The following is an 18,087-nucleotide window of genomic DNA, read 5'->3' on the forward strand; positions in this document are numbered from 1 at the left end:
CCAAAGTGTCGCGGGATGGAGCAGCCCGGTAGCTCGTCAGGCTCATAACCTGAAGGTCGCAGGTTCAAATCCTGCTCCCGCAACCAAATCCACAAAATCAAAACTATCCACAAAATCCCTAGCTTTGGGTCAAGGGTAGCCCTTTACCGATAGGGTAGTGTCTTGGGGCGCCGAGCAGAAGGGCTTTGGGAGTGTTTCTCCGAAAGCGTTCCACTGTGGCGCGGCACTTTCACGCCCGATGAGCCAATCCGCCTAACTTACGTCGCGCTGCAGCCAATGCGATTGACATCTGTGTTGGGAAAGAACTCTGCCCAGACGTGCCAGAACAGCCCGGCGCGCAAGGTTTCAACCCGCCTGAGTTGCCCCTGATCGCTATTTCCCCAAAAGTCACATCGCTTTACTGGTTTTCCGCTGTCGTTGTACCAGACCCCGAGGCTTTCGAAATGTGGGTCTATTTGCACCACAAGATCACGCCCACCGACTTGTGTGTTCACCAGCCAGTTCTGGTCAACCACGAAGTCGTCGGTCCAACAGACGGCATCCGACCCGACAGTCACGCCCCAAACAGGTGTCTTGTTGGGCAGGCGTGTGTCTGGCGCGCGCTCCATGTTGTCCATGACGGGGGCAGCCTCTTGATGCTGCCTGGCGATCCCCCATCCGAAAATGATCTCCAGCGCCATGTCCAGCAGTCTCAGGAACGGGTTGCTTGACGGCTTGTTTAGAAAGACCTCACCGTCGGGGTAGGCTTTCTTGAAGCCACGGAATGTCATGCGGAACGTTGGCCACGGCTTCATTTGAGCTTCCGGACGCAATGGGCACGCGGGACCGTCCGTCGCGGTGTCCCGATCCGCCTCTCGGAACCCGTAGATGTGTTGGATCGGTTCCCCGGTGTCGTTGTCCCGCAGGATCAGGTTGTTGCCATGTTGCGCTAGAACTTGAAGGTTCAGCCGCTTTCCTTCGATGGATGGCCTGTAACCCTGACCAAGATTGGCCATTGCACAATAGGTCATGACGACGTCTTCGCCCCCAAGCCCCCTGGCGTCGCCGGCCAGGTGAGGCCGCATGATCTGGGCGTCAGGATGTGCCCGGGCGTGATCGCCGTTTGTCATCACGATCACGGGCGCGGTCGGTCCGACGAACCGTTCCGCTTCGGCAATGCTGTAATACCGGGCTGTGTTGAGCTGGTTTCTCAACCCCAAATGGACCCACACATAGGGAAAGCCATACAGAACCAATGCCAGAGCCGCGCCCAACCACCAAATCGCGCCGATGCCGGCACCAAACGCAAAGTGGGCTATGGTCGCAACCGCAAAAGCCGCAAGGCCAAGCCCGATCAACCGATATTCGTTGCGAATGAAGCGGATCATGTTTTCTCGCTTTACCTTCAGCAACATCTGGGAGACGTCGCCTAGGTCACGGAAATAGACAAAGCCAATCCCGAGCGAGACAGCGAGTCCGATATAGAAGATCAGGTTGGCAAGCATGGAGGTGCCTCTTGAACGTGGCGGGCCGACGTGAGGTCGGACTGCAGTTAGCGTTCGACCGCAGCCTGTTTGGTCAGAAAGGCTTCGACCGCGGCAACGGTTTCCGGGCGCAGGTTTTCGATGCCTTCATACGGCACGCCGCGCGCAGGTTCGGTATCAGGGTACAGTTTCTTGCGGGTAAGATGCCGGCCCAGAATGCGCTGGAATTCCTGGCCGCCCCATGCGCCGACTTCGGTCGAAACCGGGTACTTTTCATGCGTATCCCGATAGATATCGAAAAAATTCGCCAGAATTGCACTTTCTCCGGCACCCGGAAGGTTCAGTTTCAACTGGTCCTTCACGATCGCCTTCGGGGACGCCACCGAATAAATGATCACGTGATCGCGCCGCGTTTTCGACTCATCACCGAACAGGATTGACGCGGATTGGTCCACCCCATCCACAAGCCTGTCCCGTGGGATGAACGCGTCGGCGCCCGCCAGGCGGGACAGGGTCGTATACAGATCCGACACATGGATGATGTTGTTCACGATCGAGTCCGCCTCGATCATTCCGGGCCAGCGGATGAAGGCATCCACACGTACGCCGCCTTCTGTCGTATCTCCCTTGCCGCCGCGGAAAATCATCGGCGTGAAACCTGACTGTGGGGAATATTTCGTGAAGTGTCCGTTGTCGCCCATCAGCACTACAATGGTGTTTTCGGCTACGCCAAGCGTCTCCATCTCCTCAAAGAGCACGCCCAGATATTCGTCCAGCAGTTGCAACTTGTCGGCGTAAAGGCCGCCATTCACGCTTTCGGGGCCGTCGCGTCCTGCACGCGTGTTGTCCAGCGGGATCATCGGCCAGTACTGCAGAAAGAAGGGGGTGTCGCCGCCTGCCAGCCGCTGCAGTTCAGACAGCGCCTTGAGCTGGAACTGTTCGTTCATCTCATCGTATTTTTCTGCGTCCCACCGCTCGCCCGGCTGCATGCGGATTTCACGGATTGGACCGCCAGCCTCACCTTCGATGACGGTGGCCATGGCGGCGGGATCGGGGCGGAACCAATCGTCTACGATATAGTCCTCTTCGAAGTCCTGGATGCCGACCGAGACCTGCTCGCGGATGGCGTCATCGTTGAAGATCGTCAGCTGACCCTGTTGATGGATGGCATGCTGCGCATAGTCGAAACCCTGGTTCATCGCCCAGCTTTCCGCGATATCACCCATATGCCACTTGCCGACATGGCTGGTGGCATAGCCGGCCTCTTTCAGAACCTCTGCCAGCGTGACCTCATCTCCGGGAAGGCCAAAGCCGGCAATGTCGACCGTGGTATCGCCCATACCCATGCGCACCGGCAGGCGCCCGGTCATCTGGGCCACGCGCGTCGGCGTGCAGGAGGGCTCGGTATACATTCGAACCATGCGCATGGCTTCGTCCGAGAACGCATTGATGTTGGGGGTTTCAATTCCGCGGACCGCATTCAGTTCGGGAATGCCCATGTCGCCGAAACCCAAATCGTCGATCAGAATGGACACGATGTTGGGAGGATTTCCAGCATTGCCTTCCCGAAATTCGGCCAGTAACGCATCGACGGCAGCGTTGTCTTCAATCCACTGCTCGCCATTCTGCGCTTCCAGAATATAGTACTGCGCGTCGTGGATGATCGGCGTGTCCTGCGCAAAAAGCGGGGAAGACAACAGGATCGAGATGGCCGGCGCCAAACAATAAAGTCTTTTGAACATAAAGGGTTCCCCGCTGCAGGATGGTTGCGATTGCGACAAGTCTAATTATTTCGGCCTCTAAATCAAATTCAAGGGCGGTGGCACGAGGGCCGGGCGCCCCGTTTGAGGGCAAACCACCGGCGTGATCACTAGGCTGTTTCGAACAGGGCGTCGGTGAGAACGTGTTCCGAAAGCGCACCTGGCGCGCCGATCGCCACAAGCCGCGTCTCGGGTTTTCGATCACCCCACGCGCCATCCCGTGAAATGTCCATGCGCTTTCCGACGACCTGCACAAGAATGCGATGGTCCGGGTCCTCCTCGCTGAAAACGAATCCTTTGAGGCGATAGACGTCGCCCGGAAGCTTTCGAATTGCGCCTCTCAGCGATGACAGGCTGATGGGTTGCTCGGCCTTCATCATCGTTGTTGAAAAGCCGTCTGAATGATCAGCGTGTTGGCACCCGCAGTCAGGCCCATGCTCATGATGCTCCGGCACTTCTGTCTCAAGCTGTTCGGCAGCAAACCGGCCGACCGACAGCAATATGTCCAGCGGGACATCCGCATTGACCGCTTCGACCAGGCGATACCTGCGGAAACGCGAGCCGAGCCAGTCGTGCACTTTCTGAACTGTTTCTCTGCTGACCAGGTCCACCTTGTTCAAGATGACCATGTCGGAGAACGCGATTTGCCTGAGTTTCAACTCCATCTGCTCTGGTGCAGCGAACAGCTGCTCGGCGTCGACAAGGCACATCAGGCTGTCGAGGCGGATCATGTCCCGGAACTTCTGGTCCGTGAACGTCATCGCGATCGAGGACGGGTCCGATACGCCACTGGCCTCGAGGACGATGTATTCCGGTTTCTCCGGTCGGGCGAGAACGGCCTCGACCGTTTCGATCAGGTCATCCCGGATCGAGCAGCACACACAACCATTCGCCAGGCTCATCACATCGTCTTCCAGGCTAACCACAAGATCAGCATCCACATTGATCGAGCCGAAATCGTTGACCAGAACCGCAACCCGCAGACCATGATTGCCGGTCAGGATGCGGTTCAGTAGGGTTGTTTTCCCCGCCCCGAGAAAGCCGGTAAGAATTGTGACCGGAATTGCCGCAGTCGAACCAAACTCGATCATACTGTCACTCCGTCTTCTTCTTGCGGTTTGGAATGACGTCGTCGGTCTTGATCACAAAGTCGCTGGGCCATTCGGGGTTGGGCGCGCGGAACACGTCGGAGGGGTAGTATTCCTTGGGGTCGATCTCCATGTCGCGGTACTTTTGGTCCTGCTGTTCGGCGCGCGATGACCGCGGGGCAGGTGGCTTGATTTCATCGGGCAAGGTGATCTTGCCTTCGGCTTCCATCTTGCCCAATTCACGGAACGGTGCGACCGAGCCTGACTTGCCGGGCAGTGTCGCCTTCCGATACCAGATCGCATCTTTTGTGACGTTGACCACGGCCACGTCCAGACCCCAGGCGAACAGCCCATCATAATGGGCCCGGATGCCCGCCAGCATCTCGGCATCAATGTCCTCGTCTTGCGTGTAATGGGTCACCATCGCAAGCCGGGGGCGTGCCTCAGCCATCATCTTGCCAACCGCATAATGCGAGGTGTGATGGGTATCGATCGTGTAGTTGAACAGCTCCTGCGGCAGGCCGTATTTGTAGGTCATCAACTGGCCGATATCCTGACCGGACATTTCGGTGACGAACACATCAACGCCTTTGCCGTATTCAAGGCTCAATTCATCCGGTCGGCCGTCCCCGGTCCAAACGAAGCTCAGGCCGTTCCAATCCAGGCGATACCCGACGGCGCCGTCCTTGGCATGGCTGCGTGGCCAAGAGCGCACGGTGACGCCATCTTCGTCATAGACGATGCCGCCTTCCTGACGGAAATCGAACTCGTTGACCTCGATTTCGTAACCGTCTCCAATCGGGAATACGTCGAAGGCCTCCAGATGCCATTTCAGCATTTGCTTCATGCCGTCCACCATGCCCGCCGTTCCAAGCTCGGGTGTCCGGCCGGACGGGCCGTGGATCCGCAGCGGCGTGTAGCCACCCGACCAGGCTCTGAACGGGTAGATATAGGGGATGTCGGCGTAGTGATCGACATGCAGATGCGTGATGAAGATATCGTTGATCAATTGCGCAGGCACCTGCATCCCGATGATGTTGCGCACACAGCCCGACCCGAAATCGAAGAAGAACCGTTTTCCATTGCCCAGCTCGACCATCACACAGGTGCCTGCCTGATCCTCACGCGGAGGAAACGGCGTTGACCCGCAGAAGGAGATGCGCATCTCGTCGGGCCCCAATTCCTCGGAAAGCGGGAAATAGTTTGCGTTCGACCCGGTCATGTATTTCGTCGGCCGGAAGTACTCTGGCAGAGTGATGCCGCCGGCCGGCCGGCCGCCATAGGGGTTCTTCAGGCTTTCACCCAGAGGGCCGTCCCCCTCATGCGCCTGTGCTACGCCGGAGCCGTAGCTGACAGCCCCCGTTGCCACCGCACCTGCCGCCAGCCCCTGCATGACATGCCGGCGCGAAGGGTTTTCGATTTCATCCGCTGGCTGGTTTTGTTCGTTTTCGTGATCGTTGCTTTGGTCTTTGTCGGTCATTGCTATACCCTCAGTCGGATGCGTTTCTAAGATTGCGCTTCGCCAGACGACGAAGCTCGTTCACAAGCTCAGATTTGATATGGGCCCATTCCTCGCGCTCGGACGCAGTGATCGACGTATCCTTGAGCTTTGCGCAGACTTTGCCGAAGTCCTCGATGGCCTCGCTCAGAAACGCGTCCGGTTTGAACTGGCTGGAAAGCACAGTCGAAAGCTCGGGTAGCTCGTCTTTGAGGTCGTCCGTCACTGGATAAAGCCCGATTCCCAATATCTATTCTCGCATCAAGATGCGTGCGGTTGACCGGGGCGGCCAAGTGAGTCACCGTGAGTTGGGGGTGAGTTTGCAGTGAACCAAGCCAATGATTTATTGTTAGATCAAGATGTTGGGCTGCCATCACCTGACCTGGTTCGGCAGGCGCTGCGTGATGTTGTTGCCAGCGCCGAGTTCCAAACTTCGCCCCGGCTTCAGCAGTTTCTGACCTATGTCGTCGAGGAAGCCCTCGCCGGTCGCGGTTCCCAGATCCGCGGCAAGGCCATCGCAGTCGAAGTGTACGGTCGCAGCATTGATGGCAGCGGTGGTCGAAATCTGGTTCGGGTAGAGGCGAGGCGACTACGGCGTTTGCTGCGTGAGTTTTACGAAGACCATTGGGACGGCCAGGGCGTTCGGATCTTCATCGATCCTGGCGGATACAAGCCGCGGTTTTCACACCAAGCTACCCTGGACGACCCGAAGTCGGACTTGGTAAGCCACGGCCCGTCCGGCAGACCCAGGCACCTGCGTGGACTTCTGTTGGTCGGGCTGGGCGTTGTGGCCATGATCGTCATGCTGGGCATGTGGCTGGGACCCGGCAATGACGAGGTCGGGCAACCCTCCAACACCACCCGGCAGGCCGAACGGGCTGCGCTTGGTCAGCAATCGCTTGTCAGACTCCAAGCGGCCAACCTGGCGGATCAGGCGCGGGGGATGTTCTTTCCGGTCTTCGATGTCAAACGCCAGCAGATCGCCTTGGGAATGTTCCAGCACTCCACCGAGCTCGACCCGGTCTTGCCCGATGGCTATGCGGGAATGGCTCAGGTCTTGGCCACACTGGCTCTGCTGTCTCAAGACGAGGACACACGAGAGGATCTGCTGCGCCAAGCATCTGAGATGTCAGGAACGGCGCTTGAGTTGTCGCCGTCGGGTGCATGGGCCAATGCCTCGAATGGCTGGCGATTGGCGGTGTCGGGCGACGCGGATGAAGCTTTGAAATACGCCCGCTTGTCTGCTGAACTTGCGCCTGAAGATGGCCATGTTCTGGACCTTGTCGGGATTGCCGCCCTGATTGCGAACGAGCCCGAACTTGCGGCTGAGGTTAGCAATCCGTCGCGGGCCAGATCCGGGTCCGGCCGATTTGGGGCGAGAAATATCTGGGGCGTATCGCAGCTTGTGCTCGGGAACTACGAAAACGTTGTCGATGCCTTTCAGGGTGCGCCTGCTGCAGGAGCGCCCGTAAGCGGGCCATCACTTTTGTTCCAGGCCGTCGCTCATGATCAGCTGGGCAATTTTGACGAAGCGCAAAGACTTGTTGATGAGTTGGAGGCCACGTGGCCGGATTTTCCGTCCGAATTTCTGGTGCAAAGGATCTTTCCGGGTGACCCCGATACACGGAAGAAGATACTCGGATCTCTGGCGAAGTACTGAAAGACCCGTCGCAGCCTGCGCCGCTAAGAAGTCTTCAAGTTCCAACTGATGGCTTCGTGCGCGGCCCAGCTCGGCGTTGACGTTTCGGTGCTGCAGTCCTTCGTCGGCTTTGGGGGAAATTTGCCGCAAACTTCTCTTGACCTTCCAGCGCGGGAATGGGGCAAACGGTCACCCGAAACTGTGCGCAAGGCGGCAAGACCGGCAGGTCAAGCAGGTTTGATCAGTGTCAGACCGTTTTGGTGCCGCCCGCGCCAAGCCAAAAAACAACCGAGTGAAACGAGCCGATGAACAAACTGACGCCATTGGTGGGCGGCGTTCTGATCGCAGGCGCTGCCGTGTTCGCCTACAACCTCAGCCAACAACCTGCAGGGCACTCGATGGAGGTGCCTGACACCTCGTCGCTGTCGCGGGGGGACCCGATCGCGCAAGTCAGCGTGCCGGCGACGTTCAGTGCGCCGGCCCAGATGGGCAAGGTTGCCTTTGACGTCAAATGCGCTGTCTGCCATGGGGCGAATGCCACGGGTTTGGAAGGCCTGGCTCCGCCCTTGGTGCACAAGATCTATGAGCCCAGCCACCACGGGGACGAGGCTTTTCAGCGGGCGGTTCAATATGGTGTTCAGGCCCACCACTGGCGCTTTGGCGACATGCCGCCGGTGGCTGGCTTGACCCGTGCAGACGTGCAGGGCATCGTTGCCTATGTCAGGGAACTGCAGCGCGAGAACGGGATAAACTGAACCTTGCACAGTTGGGCGGACAGGATGATCGGACGGTGGGTTCTGGCCTTGGGCCTGGTTCTGGCCGGTATTCTGGTGTTCTCGGAACCCGCCTTTGCGCATGGGGGCGATGGGGGCACACATGCCGTCGTCGATCTGGAAGCATCCGACCCCGACCATGTCGAACAGGGCCACCCGGGCCATGACCGTGGCCGCGCCCGTCGTTTCCGCGCTGGTCTCAACGATCAACCGCCGTGCCATCCCGTCGGGCCAATACCGGATGTTGCCGGTGGCCCTGTTCGATCCGCCCCCGCCGCGCGCCGTGTCCTGAGTCAGGTAAGGCCTCTTCTGGGGGCGAGTTGAAGCAGACATACAGGACAAGAGGATGACCTTTTTCAAGCTGACGACGGGCGCCGTGCTGGCGTGGATGGTGGCCGTGACCGCCCTGGCGCATGGTGGCGCCACCGGGATCGTGAAGGAACGCATGGACGGCATGTCCGCCATGAAGGGCGCCATGAAGACCCTGACGCCGATGATGCAGGGCAAGACGCCCTATGACGCCGGCACCGTCCGAGACGCAGCCGAGACGATCGGCCGCCATGCCGGCGACAGCATGACCCGGCTGTTCCCCGAAGGCAGCGATGGCATGCCCTCCGAGGCCAAACCCGCGATCTGGCAGGACTGGGACGCCTTCGCCGAACTAGCCGAACAGCTGCAGACCTATGCCGAGGGGCTGGCCTTGGCGGCCGACAACGGGCTGATGATGGCCGGTGCCGGGCAAGGGTCCGGCATGATGGGCGGATCGGGCATGATGGGCGGCGCTTCGATGATGGGGGGCGGGGCCATGACGGGCGGCCCCCCCGGGCGCGAGGAGCTGTCCGAGATGCCCGCCGATGGCGTGTTCATGATGCTGGGCCAGACTTGCTCGGCCTGTCACACGCGGTTTCGGTCGGAATAAGGTGCTTCGATGAAACGCCTCTATCGTCTGGTCCTTGCCTCTGCCGTACTGGCTGCGGCGGGGCTGGCCGCCGTAATCGCGTGGCCGATCGGTCTGACGCCGCAACTGCCCGACCTGACGGGCGACGTTGACCGCGGGGCCTACCTGGCGCGGGCGGGCGGCTGTATCGCCTGCCACACCAACTTCGCCGAGGGCGGCGCGCCCCTGGCCGGCGGCGTCAAGCTAAAGACACCCTTTGGCACGCTGTATTCCCCCAACCTGACCACCGACCCGGACCACGGAATCGGTGGCTGGACGATCGAGGAATTCGCCAAGGCCGTACGCCAAGGCGTGGCGCCGGACGGGCAGCCCTATTACCCGGCCCTCCCGTACCCGTTCTACGCCGAATTCACCGATCAGGACATCGCCGACCTGTGGGCGGCGTTCCAGACCGTGCCCCCGGCGGCCACGCCGTCCCGCGCGCAAGAGATGGCCTTTCCCTTCAACCAGCGCTGGGGGCTGAAACTGTGGCGCGCGGCCTTCCTTGATCCTCCGCGCACCGATCCGGTCCCCGGCAAAGGTGATGTGTGGAACCGCGGCCGGCTGCTGGTCGAAGGCGCCACCCACTGCGCCGCCTGCCACACCGGGCGCAATCTGCTGGGTGCCCGCAAATCGGATTCCGAGCGCTTCAGGGGCAGTGATGCATTGCCGGGCGGCGACAAGGCGCCGGCCATCGACTCTGCAACCCTGCAGAGGCGGGGCTGGACGGTCGACAGCCTGGCCTATGCCCTGCGCACAGGTATCATGCCCGACGGTGACGTATTCGGCGGCGCAATGGGCGAGGTCGTGACCTACGGCACCCGCTTCCTGACCGAAGAAGACCACCGCGCCATGGCCACCTATCTGCTCGATGCCCATGACGAAGGGTAAAAAGGTGGAGCCGCCGCGCCGAGCGATCTCGCCAATGATGAAATGGGGTACACCGGTGGCCGTTGTGATCATCGGTGTAGCCAGCGCTCAATGGTGGATGTCAAAAGGGGTGCCTGACGGTGCATCCGCCGATCCGCTACGTGGGGCGGCGCTTTATGCCGAAAACTGTGCGTCGTGTCACGGGGCCAAGCTGGAGGGTCAAGCCGATTGGCAAACGCCTGATGCGGACGGCGTCCTGCCAGCCCCGCCGCATGATCGAACCGGGCACACCTGGCATCATGGCGATGGCCTATTGTTCGACTATACCAAGTTGGGCGGCGAGGAGATGCTCAAGCGAATGGGAGTCTCGGGGGTCCAAAGCGGAATGCCGGGATTTGCCGACAGCCTGTCCGATCAGGATATCTGGGACATCCTCGCGTTCATCAAGGACAGTTGGCCCGAACGCGAACGCGCGATTCAACGCCAACGTACCGAGGCGGAAGCCCGGGCAGGCAACTGATTTTTTGTCGGAGTTTACGCGTCAATTCTGTGTCTGCTCAAGTCGGTTGGGCGAGATCACTAATCGCCTCCGCTCGGCTCGGTCCCGTGTTCGCCACCCTATGAAGCAAGCAGACCCGACAGTTTGAGTGCCCCGGACTGCAGCAGTGGCAGGAATTGCTTCAGGCTTGTCAGATCGTGCCGCTGCGTGGGGGCGTGCACGGACAGAGTGGCCGCAAGCCGGTCATTCTCGTCAAAGACCGGAACCGCGACGGCGGCCATGCCGGGCATGAACTCCTCGTCGTCGGTCGAGTAACCGTTCTGGGCGATTTTGGCGATCTCGGCACGCATGGCCGTGGGGTCGGTAATGGTTTTCTCGGTGTTAGCGGTCAGCCCGCGGGCCGAGAGAAACCCATCCAAGGTGTTTCGGCGCAGGGTCGAGAGGTACATCTTTCCGCTGGCGGTGCAGTGGAATGGCACCTGGGTCCCAATCGGCAGCTGGATTCTCAGTGGCCATTTGGTCTCGACCCGGTCGAGATAGATCATCCCCTCGCGGTCGGGGATGGCAAGGTTGCAGGTCTCACCAATTTCGTCGGCTACTCCGCGCAGAATGGCCAGGCGGGCCGTGCGGAGATGTTCGGACGACACGGTGTTCACGGACATCTGCCGCAACCGGGGGCCGGGCCCATAGGACCGGCCGTCCAGATCTCGTTGAAGGAACCCTTCGGCCTCGGCCGTCTGCAGCAGCCGGTGGACCGTCGGCTTTGCCAGACCCAACGCTTCGATCAGATCTGCCGGTTTGACCGCGACCCCGCGCCGCGCGACCTCTTCCAAGATCAGCAACAGGCGCAGGTTCGTTGGAATCTGGGTGTCCTTGTCTTGTGTGTCCGTCGCGGTCATCCGGCTACAGTCTAGTTTTTCGGCAGTAGTATCAAGGCCAGATCAGGCACCAGTGACACCAGAATCCAGACCGAGAGCAACGCCACCAGATAAGGCACCGTATACCGCAGAAGCCGGAAATACGGCACGCCTGTAACTCCCGAGGCGACATACAGGTTCAGCCCGTATGGCGGCGTGATGAAGCCAATGGATGCTCCGACAAGGAAGATCACCGAGAAGTGGATCGGATCAATCCCGACCGAAGCTGCGATCGGCGCCAGAATCGGGGCCAGAATGATGGTCACCGGCAGGCTTTCCAGAACCATGCCCGAGAAAAACACGATCACCATCGAGGTGAACAGAACAGCATGGTAACCCCCCATCGAGGTCACGAAATTGCCGATCGTTTCCTGGGCCCCCAGCAGGGAAAGGATCTGCTGCATTACCACCGAGATGGCAATCAGAGGCGCCAGGATCCCGGTTATCTGTGCCGAACGGATGACGATTGACGGGATCTCGGGGATCGTGAAACCCTCGACCACCAGCATTTCGGCAAAGCTCTTGTCCGTTGGGGAAACATCGTCGCGGGCACCCATGATCCGGTTGATCGGATAACTCACCAGCCCGGCGATGACGCAGAAGCCAACGGTGACCCCGGCGGCCTCGGTCGGAGAGAACTTGCCGGTGTAGATGCCCCACAGCACAAGCCCGATGGCAAAAAAGCCCAGCCACGCGCCGAAGGCGGTTTTCAGAACTCGGTTCAGTTGCAGCGGGATCAGGTGACCCCAGCCGTTCATGCGGCAGATGATCCAGCAGGCAAACTGCATCCCGATCACCATCAGCGCGCCGGGCAGGATGCCGGCCACGAACAGTTCGGAAATCGGCAGGTTCATCAGGAAACCGTAGACGATGAAGATGATCGACGGCGGGATGATGATGCCGACTGTGCCGCCTGCCGCGGCGGTGGCGGCGCTGAAGCGTTCGTCATAGCCGCCTTTGACCATCTCGGGGTGCAGCATCGATCCGATCGTGGCTGTCGTGGCCGAGTTCGACCCCGAGATCGCCGCGAACAACCCGCAGGCCCCAAGCGAAGCCATCGCCAGACCGCCGCGTATCCAGCCGAGACAGGCATAGGCGAAATCGCTGAGCCTTCGGGCGATACCCGACTTGTTGATCAGGTCTCCGGTCAGGATGAACAGGGGCATGGCCAGCAGCGCGAAGCCCTTGTTGAACACGTTCAAAAGCTCGGCGCCCATGTTGTCGAGCGTCAGGCCCAGAACAAACGAGCAGCCGATCACCCAGTAGCCGATGACCAGAAGGACCGGTACGCCCAACATGAACAGGAATGTCACGCCGAGCGAAATCAAAGTAACCCAAGTTCCGTCTGCCATCAGTCTGCCCCGATCACGGCCTGCTTGATCAGCGGCTCGCCTGTTTTGAAGTTGCGCAGATCGTCCGCCAGGTTTTGGAACACTCGGCCGACCATAAGAAAGAAAGACAAAGGTGCAGCCAGCAGGAACCACCACTGCATGATGTTGTCCGTGCCCAGAACGATCTGGAAGTTGGACGCTGACAAGGCCACCAGCCGGGACGTGGTCACGATGACTATGACCGCGAAGATGAACCATAGCACCGCGTCCAGGATCAGGCAGGCCAACTGCCCGCCACGTGGCATCGCGGTCCGGAATTCGCTGAAGCTCAGATGCGTTCTGAGGCGCACGTTGTAGGAGGCCCCAAACCACGCCATCACCATGAACAGCAAGGGTGGAATCGTTGTGGACCAGGGTTCCTGGTCATTGAAGACGAACCTGTCGATCACGCCCCAGAAGATGATCAGCGCAATGGCGAGATAGGAATACACCATCACGGATCGTTCCAGATGGCGCTCGATGAAGGGAACCTTGCGATAGATCAGCATGACCAGAAGCCCACCCAGCGCAGCGACGACGGCGCCGACAACCCACGCTGCGTCGGACTCCAACGCTGATTGAATTTCAAAGGAATCCTGGCTGAGAAAGGCGCTGAATATCGCGCCGATGTCTGCCCAAAATGACATGAACCCCGTCCTCCCAGTCGGTCTTCGGTTGAAGCGGCCCACGCAGGGCCGGTTCAAATCAGTTTATCAGGCTTGGCCCATCCACCAACGGCGCGGCTCGACATTTTCCGGCAGGGTGTCTGCCGGGATCTCGCGCGCGATGTCGTAGATCTCCTGATAGGTGTCGATGCCGCCGGCCCACTTGTTCAGGCGCTCGCGCCATTCTGCCCAGGGTTCCGGGTTGAAGTTCGGGGCACACATTTCCTCGGCCAGCTTGATCTGGTCGTCCGGCAGGAAGGCCGCACGCACACCGTTCTCGGCGAAGATCGTGTTGGGCAGCTGCGGATCCGAGAAGCCGACCGTGTTCAGCAGCGCGGCTTCGTTTGCACCCTGGATCAGGGCCTGCGTGAAGTAGGACGATTCCATGACCGCATCCTGCAGCTCGCCGCCCAGGCTGTCGAAGACCTTGGCCGACATCGACGTGTGTTCGGTACCGCAGAAGAACTTGAGGTTGACCGACTGGGAAACGACCGGTGCCATGTTCGCGTAGGCCACCGCCGATGCCCAGGTTTCGGCCCCATCGATCAGACCGGTCTTCAGCGCATCCAGCGTTTCTTCCCAAGCCACCGGAACCGGGTTCAGGTTCAGCAGCTGCATCGCGATCCGACCCAGCTGAGTGCCGGTCACGCGGTTCTTGGTGCCAAACAGCTCTTCCAGTTTGGTGACGGTGGGCTTGTCCGCAAAGGTCGACCCCATCTGCAGCCCGCGCAATTCGCAGTGGGTGAACAGGAACTTCAACCCGTGGCGCTTTTCGAGCGGCTCGCGCAGGATCCGCTGGCTGGCGGGGCTGTAGAAGAAATGATACTGCGCCGCGCGGCTTGGGAACATGTAGGCATAGTCCAACACGTTCAGATAGGGTGCGCCACCGGCCGAGTTCTGGGTCGAGGCCGCGTAAATGTCCACGATTCCCTGCTGGGTTTTCTCGACACAGCTCAGCTGACCGCAGATCTGGTTGTCGCCGATGAACTCAATGCGAATCTCACCGTCCGTGCGCTCTTCGAGGTCGCGGGCGAACTCGATGGCGCCGGCCCGTTCGATGAGAAGGTTGCGCGTGTTGAAACCTGCCGCGCCGAATTTCAGCGTATGCTTGGGCTCTTTCGAGAATCGTTTTTCATACGTGGATTCAGCCGCCTGCGCGAGATTGGCAAGGCTCATGGCCCCACCGAAACCCCCCGCTGCCAGCAGAGTGGAACTCATGCCATAGCGTCCGGCAACGCGGAAAAAGTCCCGCCGTGAAATGCCACTTAACTTTCGTCCGATCTCCATTGCTATCCTCCCGTTTCGCAATTATTGAGACGTTTTGTATCAAAAAATGCTAGCTTAATTCATGCATCTTGCATAGGGTTTTTTTAGCAACTTCGGGAGGAGCCGATCATGGAAGTGGACTATGTGATTGTCGGTGCCGGTTCTGCGGGATGTGTCATCGCCAATCGGCTTAGTGCTGATCCCCAAACCAAAGTTGCATTGATCGAGGCGGGCGGACCGGACACCAACCCGTGGATTCACATCCCGGTCGGCTACTTCAAGACCATGCACAACCCCTCGGTCGATTGGTGTTATCGCACCGAGCCTGACCCGGGCCTGAATGGGCGTTCCATTGATTGGCCGCGCGGAAAAGTATTGGGCGGGTCGTCCTCGTTGAACGGGCTTCTCTATGTTCGCGGGCAGAAAGAGGATTACGACCGCTGGCGCCAGATGGGAAACGTCGGGTGGGGCTGGGACGATGTTTTGCCGCTATTCAAACGCAGCGAAGATCAAGAGCGCGGAGAGGACGAGTATCACGGCGTAGGTGGCCCGCTGTCCGTCTCCAATATGCGCATACAGCGCCCGATCTGCGATGCCTGGGTCGCCGCGGCGCAGGCCGCAGGCTATCCGTTCAATCCAGACTACAACGGCGCCAACCAAGAGGGCGTCGGGTATTTTCAGCTTACCACGCGCAACGGCCGTCGTTGCAGTGCGGCCGTCGCCTATCTCAAGCCCATCCGCAACCGGCAGAACCTGACGATCATCACGCGCGCGCTGGTGACGCGGGTTGCCATGGACGGCAAGCGCGCAATAGGCGTTGTTTACCGCGATCGGTCGGGCGAAACCAAAACGGTGAAGGCCCGGCGCGAGGTCATCCTGTCCGGGGGGGCAATCAACTCTCCGCAGATCCTGATGCTGTCAGGCATTGGTGACCCCGATCATTTGAAGGCAAACGGAGTCGAACCTGTTCACGCCTTGCCGAACGTCGGCAAGGGGCTGCAGGACCACCTGCAGGCGCGTCTGGTATTCAAATGCAACGAGCCGACCCTGAACGATGAGGTGCGGAGCCTGTTCAACCAGGCCCGCATCGCGCTGAAATACGCGTTGTTCCGGGCCGGTCCCATGACCATGGCGGCCAGTCTGGCAACCGGTTTCATGAAGACCCGTCCCGATGTTCAAACCCCGGACATCCAATTCCACGTCCAGCCCTGGTCGGCGGACAGCCCGGGTGAAGGCGTGCACCCGTTTTCGGCCTTCACGATGTCGGTCTGCCAACTCAGGCCGGAAAGCCGTGGAGAGTTGCGGTTGGATGGACCGGACCCCGCCAGCTATGTCAAAATCATCCCGAATTATCTGTCGACAGAGACCGATTGCCGAACGATCGTCGCTGGCGTCAACATCGCTCGCAATATTGCGCGCCACAATCCGTTGGCCTCAAAGATCTCCGAGGAGTTCCGACCGACGGCGGATCTGTCCTGTGATGACTATGAGGGGACGTTGGACTGGGCGCGTTCGAATTCAGTGTCGATCTATCATCCGACCGGAACCTGCGCGATGGGTACGACCGACGCGGCCGTTGTCGGACCTGATTTGAAGGTAAAAGGGATCGAGGGGTTGCGCGTTGCAGATTGCTCGATCATGCCGGAAATCGTCAGCGGAAACACCAATGCGCCCGCCATCATGATCGGTGAGAAGGCCAGCGATCTGATCGCGGGACGCGGCTGACACAGAGTCTGTCGGCCAGTTATTGGCTGGGTAAGGTCAGAGCGTCATTCGACGGGCAATCCGAATACCGCGATTGCTGCGCCAAGAATGCAGAACAGTGCAAACACCAACGCGCGGAAGGGCAGGTTCTGCTGAGACGCCGACCGGGCCGCGATGCCGGCCTGCAGCGCGTAATAGGCTGCAAAGGCGCGCGACGCATAGCTGATGATTTCAAAGACATTCGATGTCCAGGTCAGTATCAACCCGACACCGACCAAAACGGTATAGGCGGTCCGTTCAGAGACGCGCCCGCCTGAAATCTCGGACAGCAGTCCACCGGACCCGCTGGTATCCGCGACAGCGGCGCTGAACTGGGCCGACAGGGCCGCAATAACCAGAAGAACGGGCAGTATCGGGGCGACAACCTGCATCAGGTCAATGATCGCCGTTTCGTCCAGAACCAAGCCGCCCGGTTCGACCGAATAGGTCAACAGGCCGATATAGATCAGGTAAACCGCGCTTGCGATCAACTGGGCCCACCGCATGGAGCGAATGCGCGTTTCCGCATCATAGGCGTGGCCGAGGTAACGCGAGGTTTCAAATCCCTGCACGGTGACGATCAGCCCGGCCAATAACATGAACCCGTGCGAGCCGCGCTCGGCCGGCGGGTCAAAGACAAGTGCATCGTGGCTGTATTGCTCGGCAAAATACGTGGCAAGTCCGACAAGCAGCCCGGCGATGATTGCCAGTTTCAGGCCGACTGAAATCTGCTCCAACCGTTCCAGCGCGGAAAACCCCCGGGTGCAGCCAACGAAAAGGATCAGCACAAGCACGCCCGAGGTCACAAGGCGGGCATGAAACGCGTCATCCACCTGGGTCAAGCTCACGCCAAACGAGCCGAACAGGTTCAGGTAGTAGGCGACCGAAATGAAGTAGGCAAAAGACAGGCTTGCCGACGCGACCCTTTCGGCCCGCTCGATACCGGCACCCCGGTCGGATCTGTGCGCAATGTCGCGGATGTTGTATCGAATTGCGCTTCCAAACCCCCAGGCCGCGGCGCAGAGGCCCAGCATGGCAAGCGGGGCCAGATCGCCAAAACTGACGTCCAGGATTGGACCAAGAACAAGGAACCCGCTGCCGATGATCGACGCCAGCGGGGTGATCGAGGCTCTCCACATCCGGGAATTGGCGACACGTGGCCAAACCAGAATGGCCAAGACCACCACGACCGCGGACAGGATCAACGTATTCTGCAACTCGGTCGTCAAGGGAACGGTTCGGCCTCGCTAGTGCTCGTCGGGACGCCGCTGGTGGGGGTTCAATCGCTGAGGGGCGATCATGGTATGTGTACCGGCATCCAAGGTCGCTCAGACTTACCAATCAGGGGTATCCCGTTCAACTCTGGCGCTTGGTTGTGCCGCGTTCCATCGCCTTTTCCGAAGCCAGATGGCGGGCGCGTCAAAAAAAACCGGGTGGCTGTCAACGTCTTGTTGCATCGCTCGTGCAAGGTCTTCCTGCGCGCCAAAATGACGTGACGTGCTGGGGTATGAGTTGGACATTTCGCGTGTAATCCATCAGGTTCCGGGCAACACAGCTCCGGTCGCTCGGCCCAGCCATGGCCGCGTTCGGCGCGCAATA

At 60.0% G+C, this 18,087-nt stretch carries 17 protein-coding genes and 1 tRNA gene; 8 read left to right on the plus strand and 10 right to left on the minus strand.

The genetic code is table 11. From position 1 onward, the window contains the following. The first annotated feature begins 9 nt into the window (after positions 1-9). Positions 10-86 (plus strand) — tRNA-Met (locus tag ACR0LD_RS00005). Positions 87-257: 171 nt separating this feature from the next. Here ACR0LD_RS00005 and ACR0LD_RS00010 read toward each other — a convergent pair. The 5 genes from ACR0LD_RS00010 to ACR0LD_RS00030 all read right to left on the minus strand — a co-directional run bounded on the left by ACR0LD_RS00010 (position 258) and on the right by ACR0LD_RS00030 (position 6,035). Continuing rightward, entirely contained in the window at positions 258-1,484 is a 1,227-nt protein-coding gene (locus ACR0LD_RS00010) for a DUF3179 domain-containing (seleno)protein (protein WP_480635128.1), read from the minus strand. Between the two features lie 47 nt (positions 1,485-1,531). Next, on the minus strand, positions 1,532-3,205 hold the full coding sequence (locus ACR0LD_RS00015) for a sulfatase-like hydrolase/transferase (protein WP_480635130.1): 1,674 nt from the start codon (positions 3,203-3,205) through the stop codon (positions 1,532-1,534). Between the two features lie 128 nt (positions 3,206-3,333). After that, complete coding sequence (locus ACR0LD_RS00020) at positions 3,334-4,314, minus strand: CobW family GTP-binding protein (protein ID WP_480635132.1); 981 nt, start codon at positions 4,312-4,314, stop codon at positions 3,334-3,336. 4 nt (positions 4,315-4,318) lie between these two features. Then, positions 4,319-5,791, minus strand: a complete 1,473-nt coding sequence (gene gntH, locus ACR0LD_RS00025; protein WP_217361187.1) for a guanitoxin biosynthesis MBL fold metallo-hydrolase GntH — start codon at positions 5,789-5,791, stop codon at positions 4,319-4,321. A gap of 10 nt (positions 5,792-5,801) precedes the next feature. Continuing rightward, entirely contained in the window at positions 5,802-6,035 is a 234-nt protein-coding gene (locus ACR0LD_RS00030; protein ID WP_170438414.1) for a hypothetical protein, read from the minus strand. Positions 6,036-6,155: 120 nt separating this feature from the next. Between ACR0LD_RS00030 and ACR0LD_RS00035 the strand changes: the two genes are divergently transcribed. The 6 genes from ACR0LD_RS00035 (at position 6,156) to ACR0LD_RS00060 (ending at position 10,548) form a co-directional block, all read left to right on the plus strand. After that, the gene (locus ACR0LD_RS00035; protein WP_480635135.1) at positions 6,156-7,469 is read left to right on the plus strand and encodes a tetratricopeptide repeat protein; all 1,314 of its coding nucleotides are present in this window, start codon (positions 6,156-6,158) and stop codon (positions 7,467-7,469) included. Between the two features lie 284 nt (positions 7,470-7,753). Further along, positions 7,754-8,203 (plus strand): c-type cytochrome, encoded by a 450-nt coding sequence (locus tag ACR0LD_RS00040; RefSeq protein ID WP_170366752.1) that lies wholly within the window; start codon positions 7,754-7,756, stop codon positions 8,201-8,203. A 121-nt stretch (positions 8,204-8,324) separates the two neighbouring features. Then, entirely contained in the window at positions 8,325-8,513 is a 189-nt protein-coding gene (locus tag ACR0LD_RS00045) for a hypothetical protein (protein WP_480635136.1), read from the plus strand. A 54-nt stretch (positions 8,514-8,567) separates the two neighbouring features. Then, positions 8,568-9,140 carry a c-type cytochrome gene (locus ACR0LD_RS00050; protein WP_480635138.1) on the plus strand — a complete coding sequence of 191 codons (573 nt, stop codon included), beginning with the start codon at positions 8,568-8,570 and terminating at the stop codon, positions 9,138-9,140. Between the two features lie 9 nt (positions 9,141-9,149). Further along, positions 9,150-10,049, plus strand: a complete 900-nt coding sequence (locus ACR0LD_RS00055) for a c-type cytochrome (RefSeq protein WP_480635140.1) — start codon at positions 9,150-9,152, stop codon at positions 10,047-10,049. Between the two features lie 37 nt (positions 10,050-10,086). Then, a complete protein-coding gene (locus ACR0LD_RS00060; RefSeq protein ID WP_170366788.1) occupies positions 10,087-10,548 on the plus strand; it encodes a c-type cytochrome in 462 nt (153 codons plus the stop codon). Between the two features lie 98 nt (positions 10,549-10,646). On the opposite strand, the gene ACR0LD_RS00065 is transcribed toward ACR0LD_RS00060, so the two are convergent. From ACR0LD_RS00065 to ACR0LD_RS00080, 4 genes are all read right to left on the minus strand, one after another. After that, positions 10,647-11,426: an IclR family transcriptional regulator gene (locus ACR0LD_RS00065; protein ID WP_170357980.1), complete on the minus strand. Its 780-nt coding sequence runs from the start codon at positions 11,424-11,426 to the stop codon at positions 10,647-10,649. 11 nt (positions 11,427-11,437) lie between these two features. After that, positions 11,438-12,796, minus strand: a complete 1,359-nt coding sequence (locus ACR0LD_RS00070) for a TRAP transporter large permease (RefSeq protein ID WP_093962896.1) — start codon at positions 12,794-12,796, stop codon at positions 11,438-11,440. Continuing rightward, positions 12,796-13,461 (minus strand): TRAP transporter small permease, encoded by a 666-nt coding sequence (locus tag ACR0LD_RS00075; RefSeq protein ID WP_170357982.1) that lies wholly within the window; start codon positions 13,459-13,461, stop codon positions 12,796-12,798. The genes ACR0LD_RS00070 and ACR0LD_RS00075 overlap by 1 nt, the downstream gene beginning before the upstream one ends. A gap of 66 nt (positions 13,462-13,527) precedes the next feature. Continuing rightward, the gene (locus ACR0LD_RS00080) at positions 13,528-14,766 is read right to left on the minus strand and encodes a TRAP transporter substrate-binding protein (protein ID WP_093962894.1); all 1,239 of its coding nucleotides are present in this window, start codon (positions 14,764-14,766) and stop codon (positions 13,528-13,530) included. A 108-nt stretch (positions 14,767-14,874) separates the two neighbouring features. On the opposite strand from ACR0LD_RS00080, the gene ACR0LD_RS00085 reads away from it, so the two are divergent. Next, a complete protein-coding gene (locus ACR0LD_RS00085; protein ID WP_480635143.1) occupies positions 14,875-16,470 on the plus strand; it encodes a GMC family oxidoreductase in 1,596 nt (531 codons plus the stop codon). A 44-nt stretch (positions 16,471-16,514) separates the two neighbouring features. Here the strand turns inward: ACR0LD_RS00085 and ACR0LD_RS00090 are convergent, their stop codons facing one another. Continuing rightward, on the minus strand, positions 16,515-17,717 hold the full coding sequence (locus ACR0LD_RS00090) for an APC family permease (protein WP_480635145.1): 1,203 nt from the start codon (positions 17,715-17,717) through the stop codon (positions 16,515-16,517). Positions 17,718-18,087 lie beyond the last annotated feature (370 nt).

The organism is Ruegeria sp. BF8 (genome assembly GCF_056538625.1).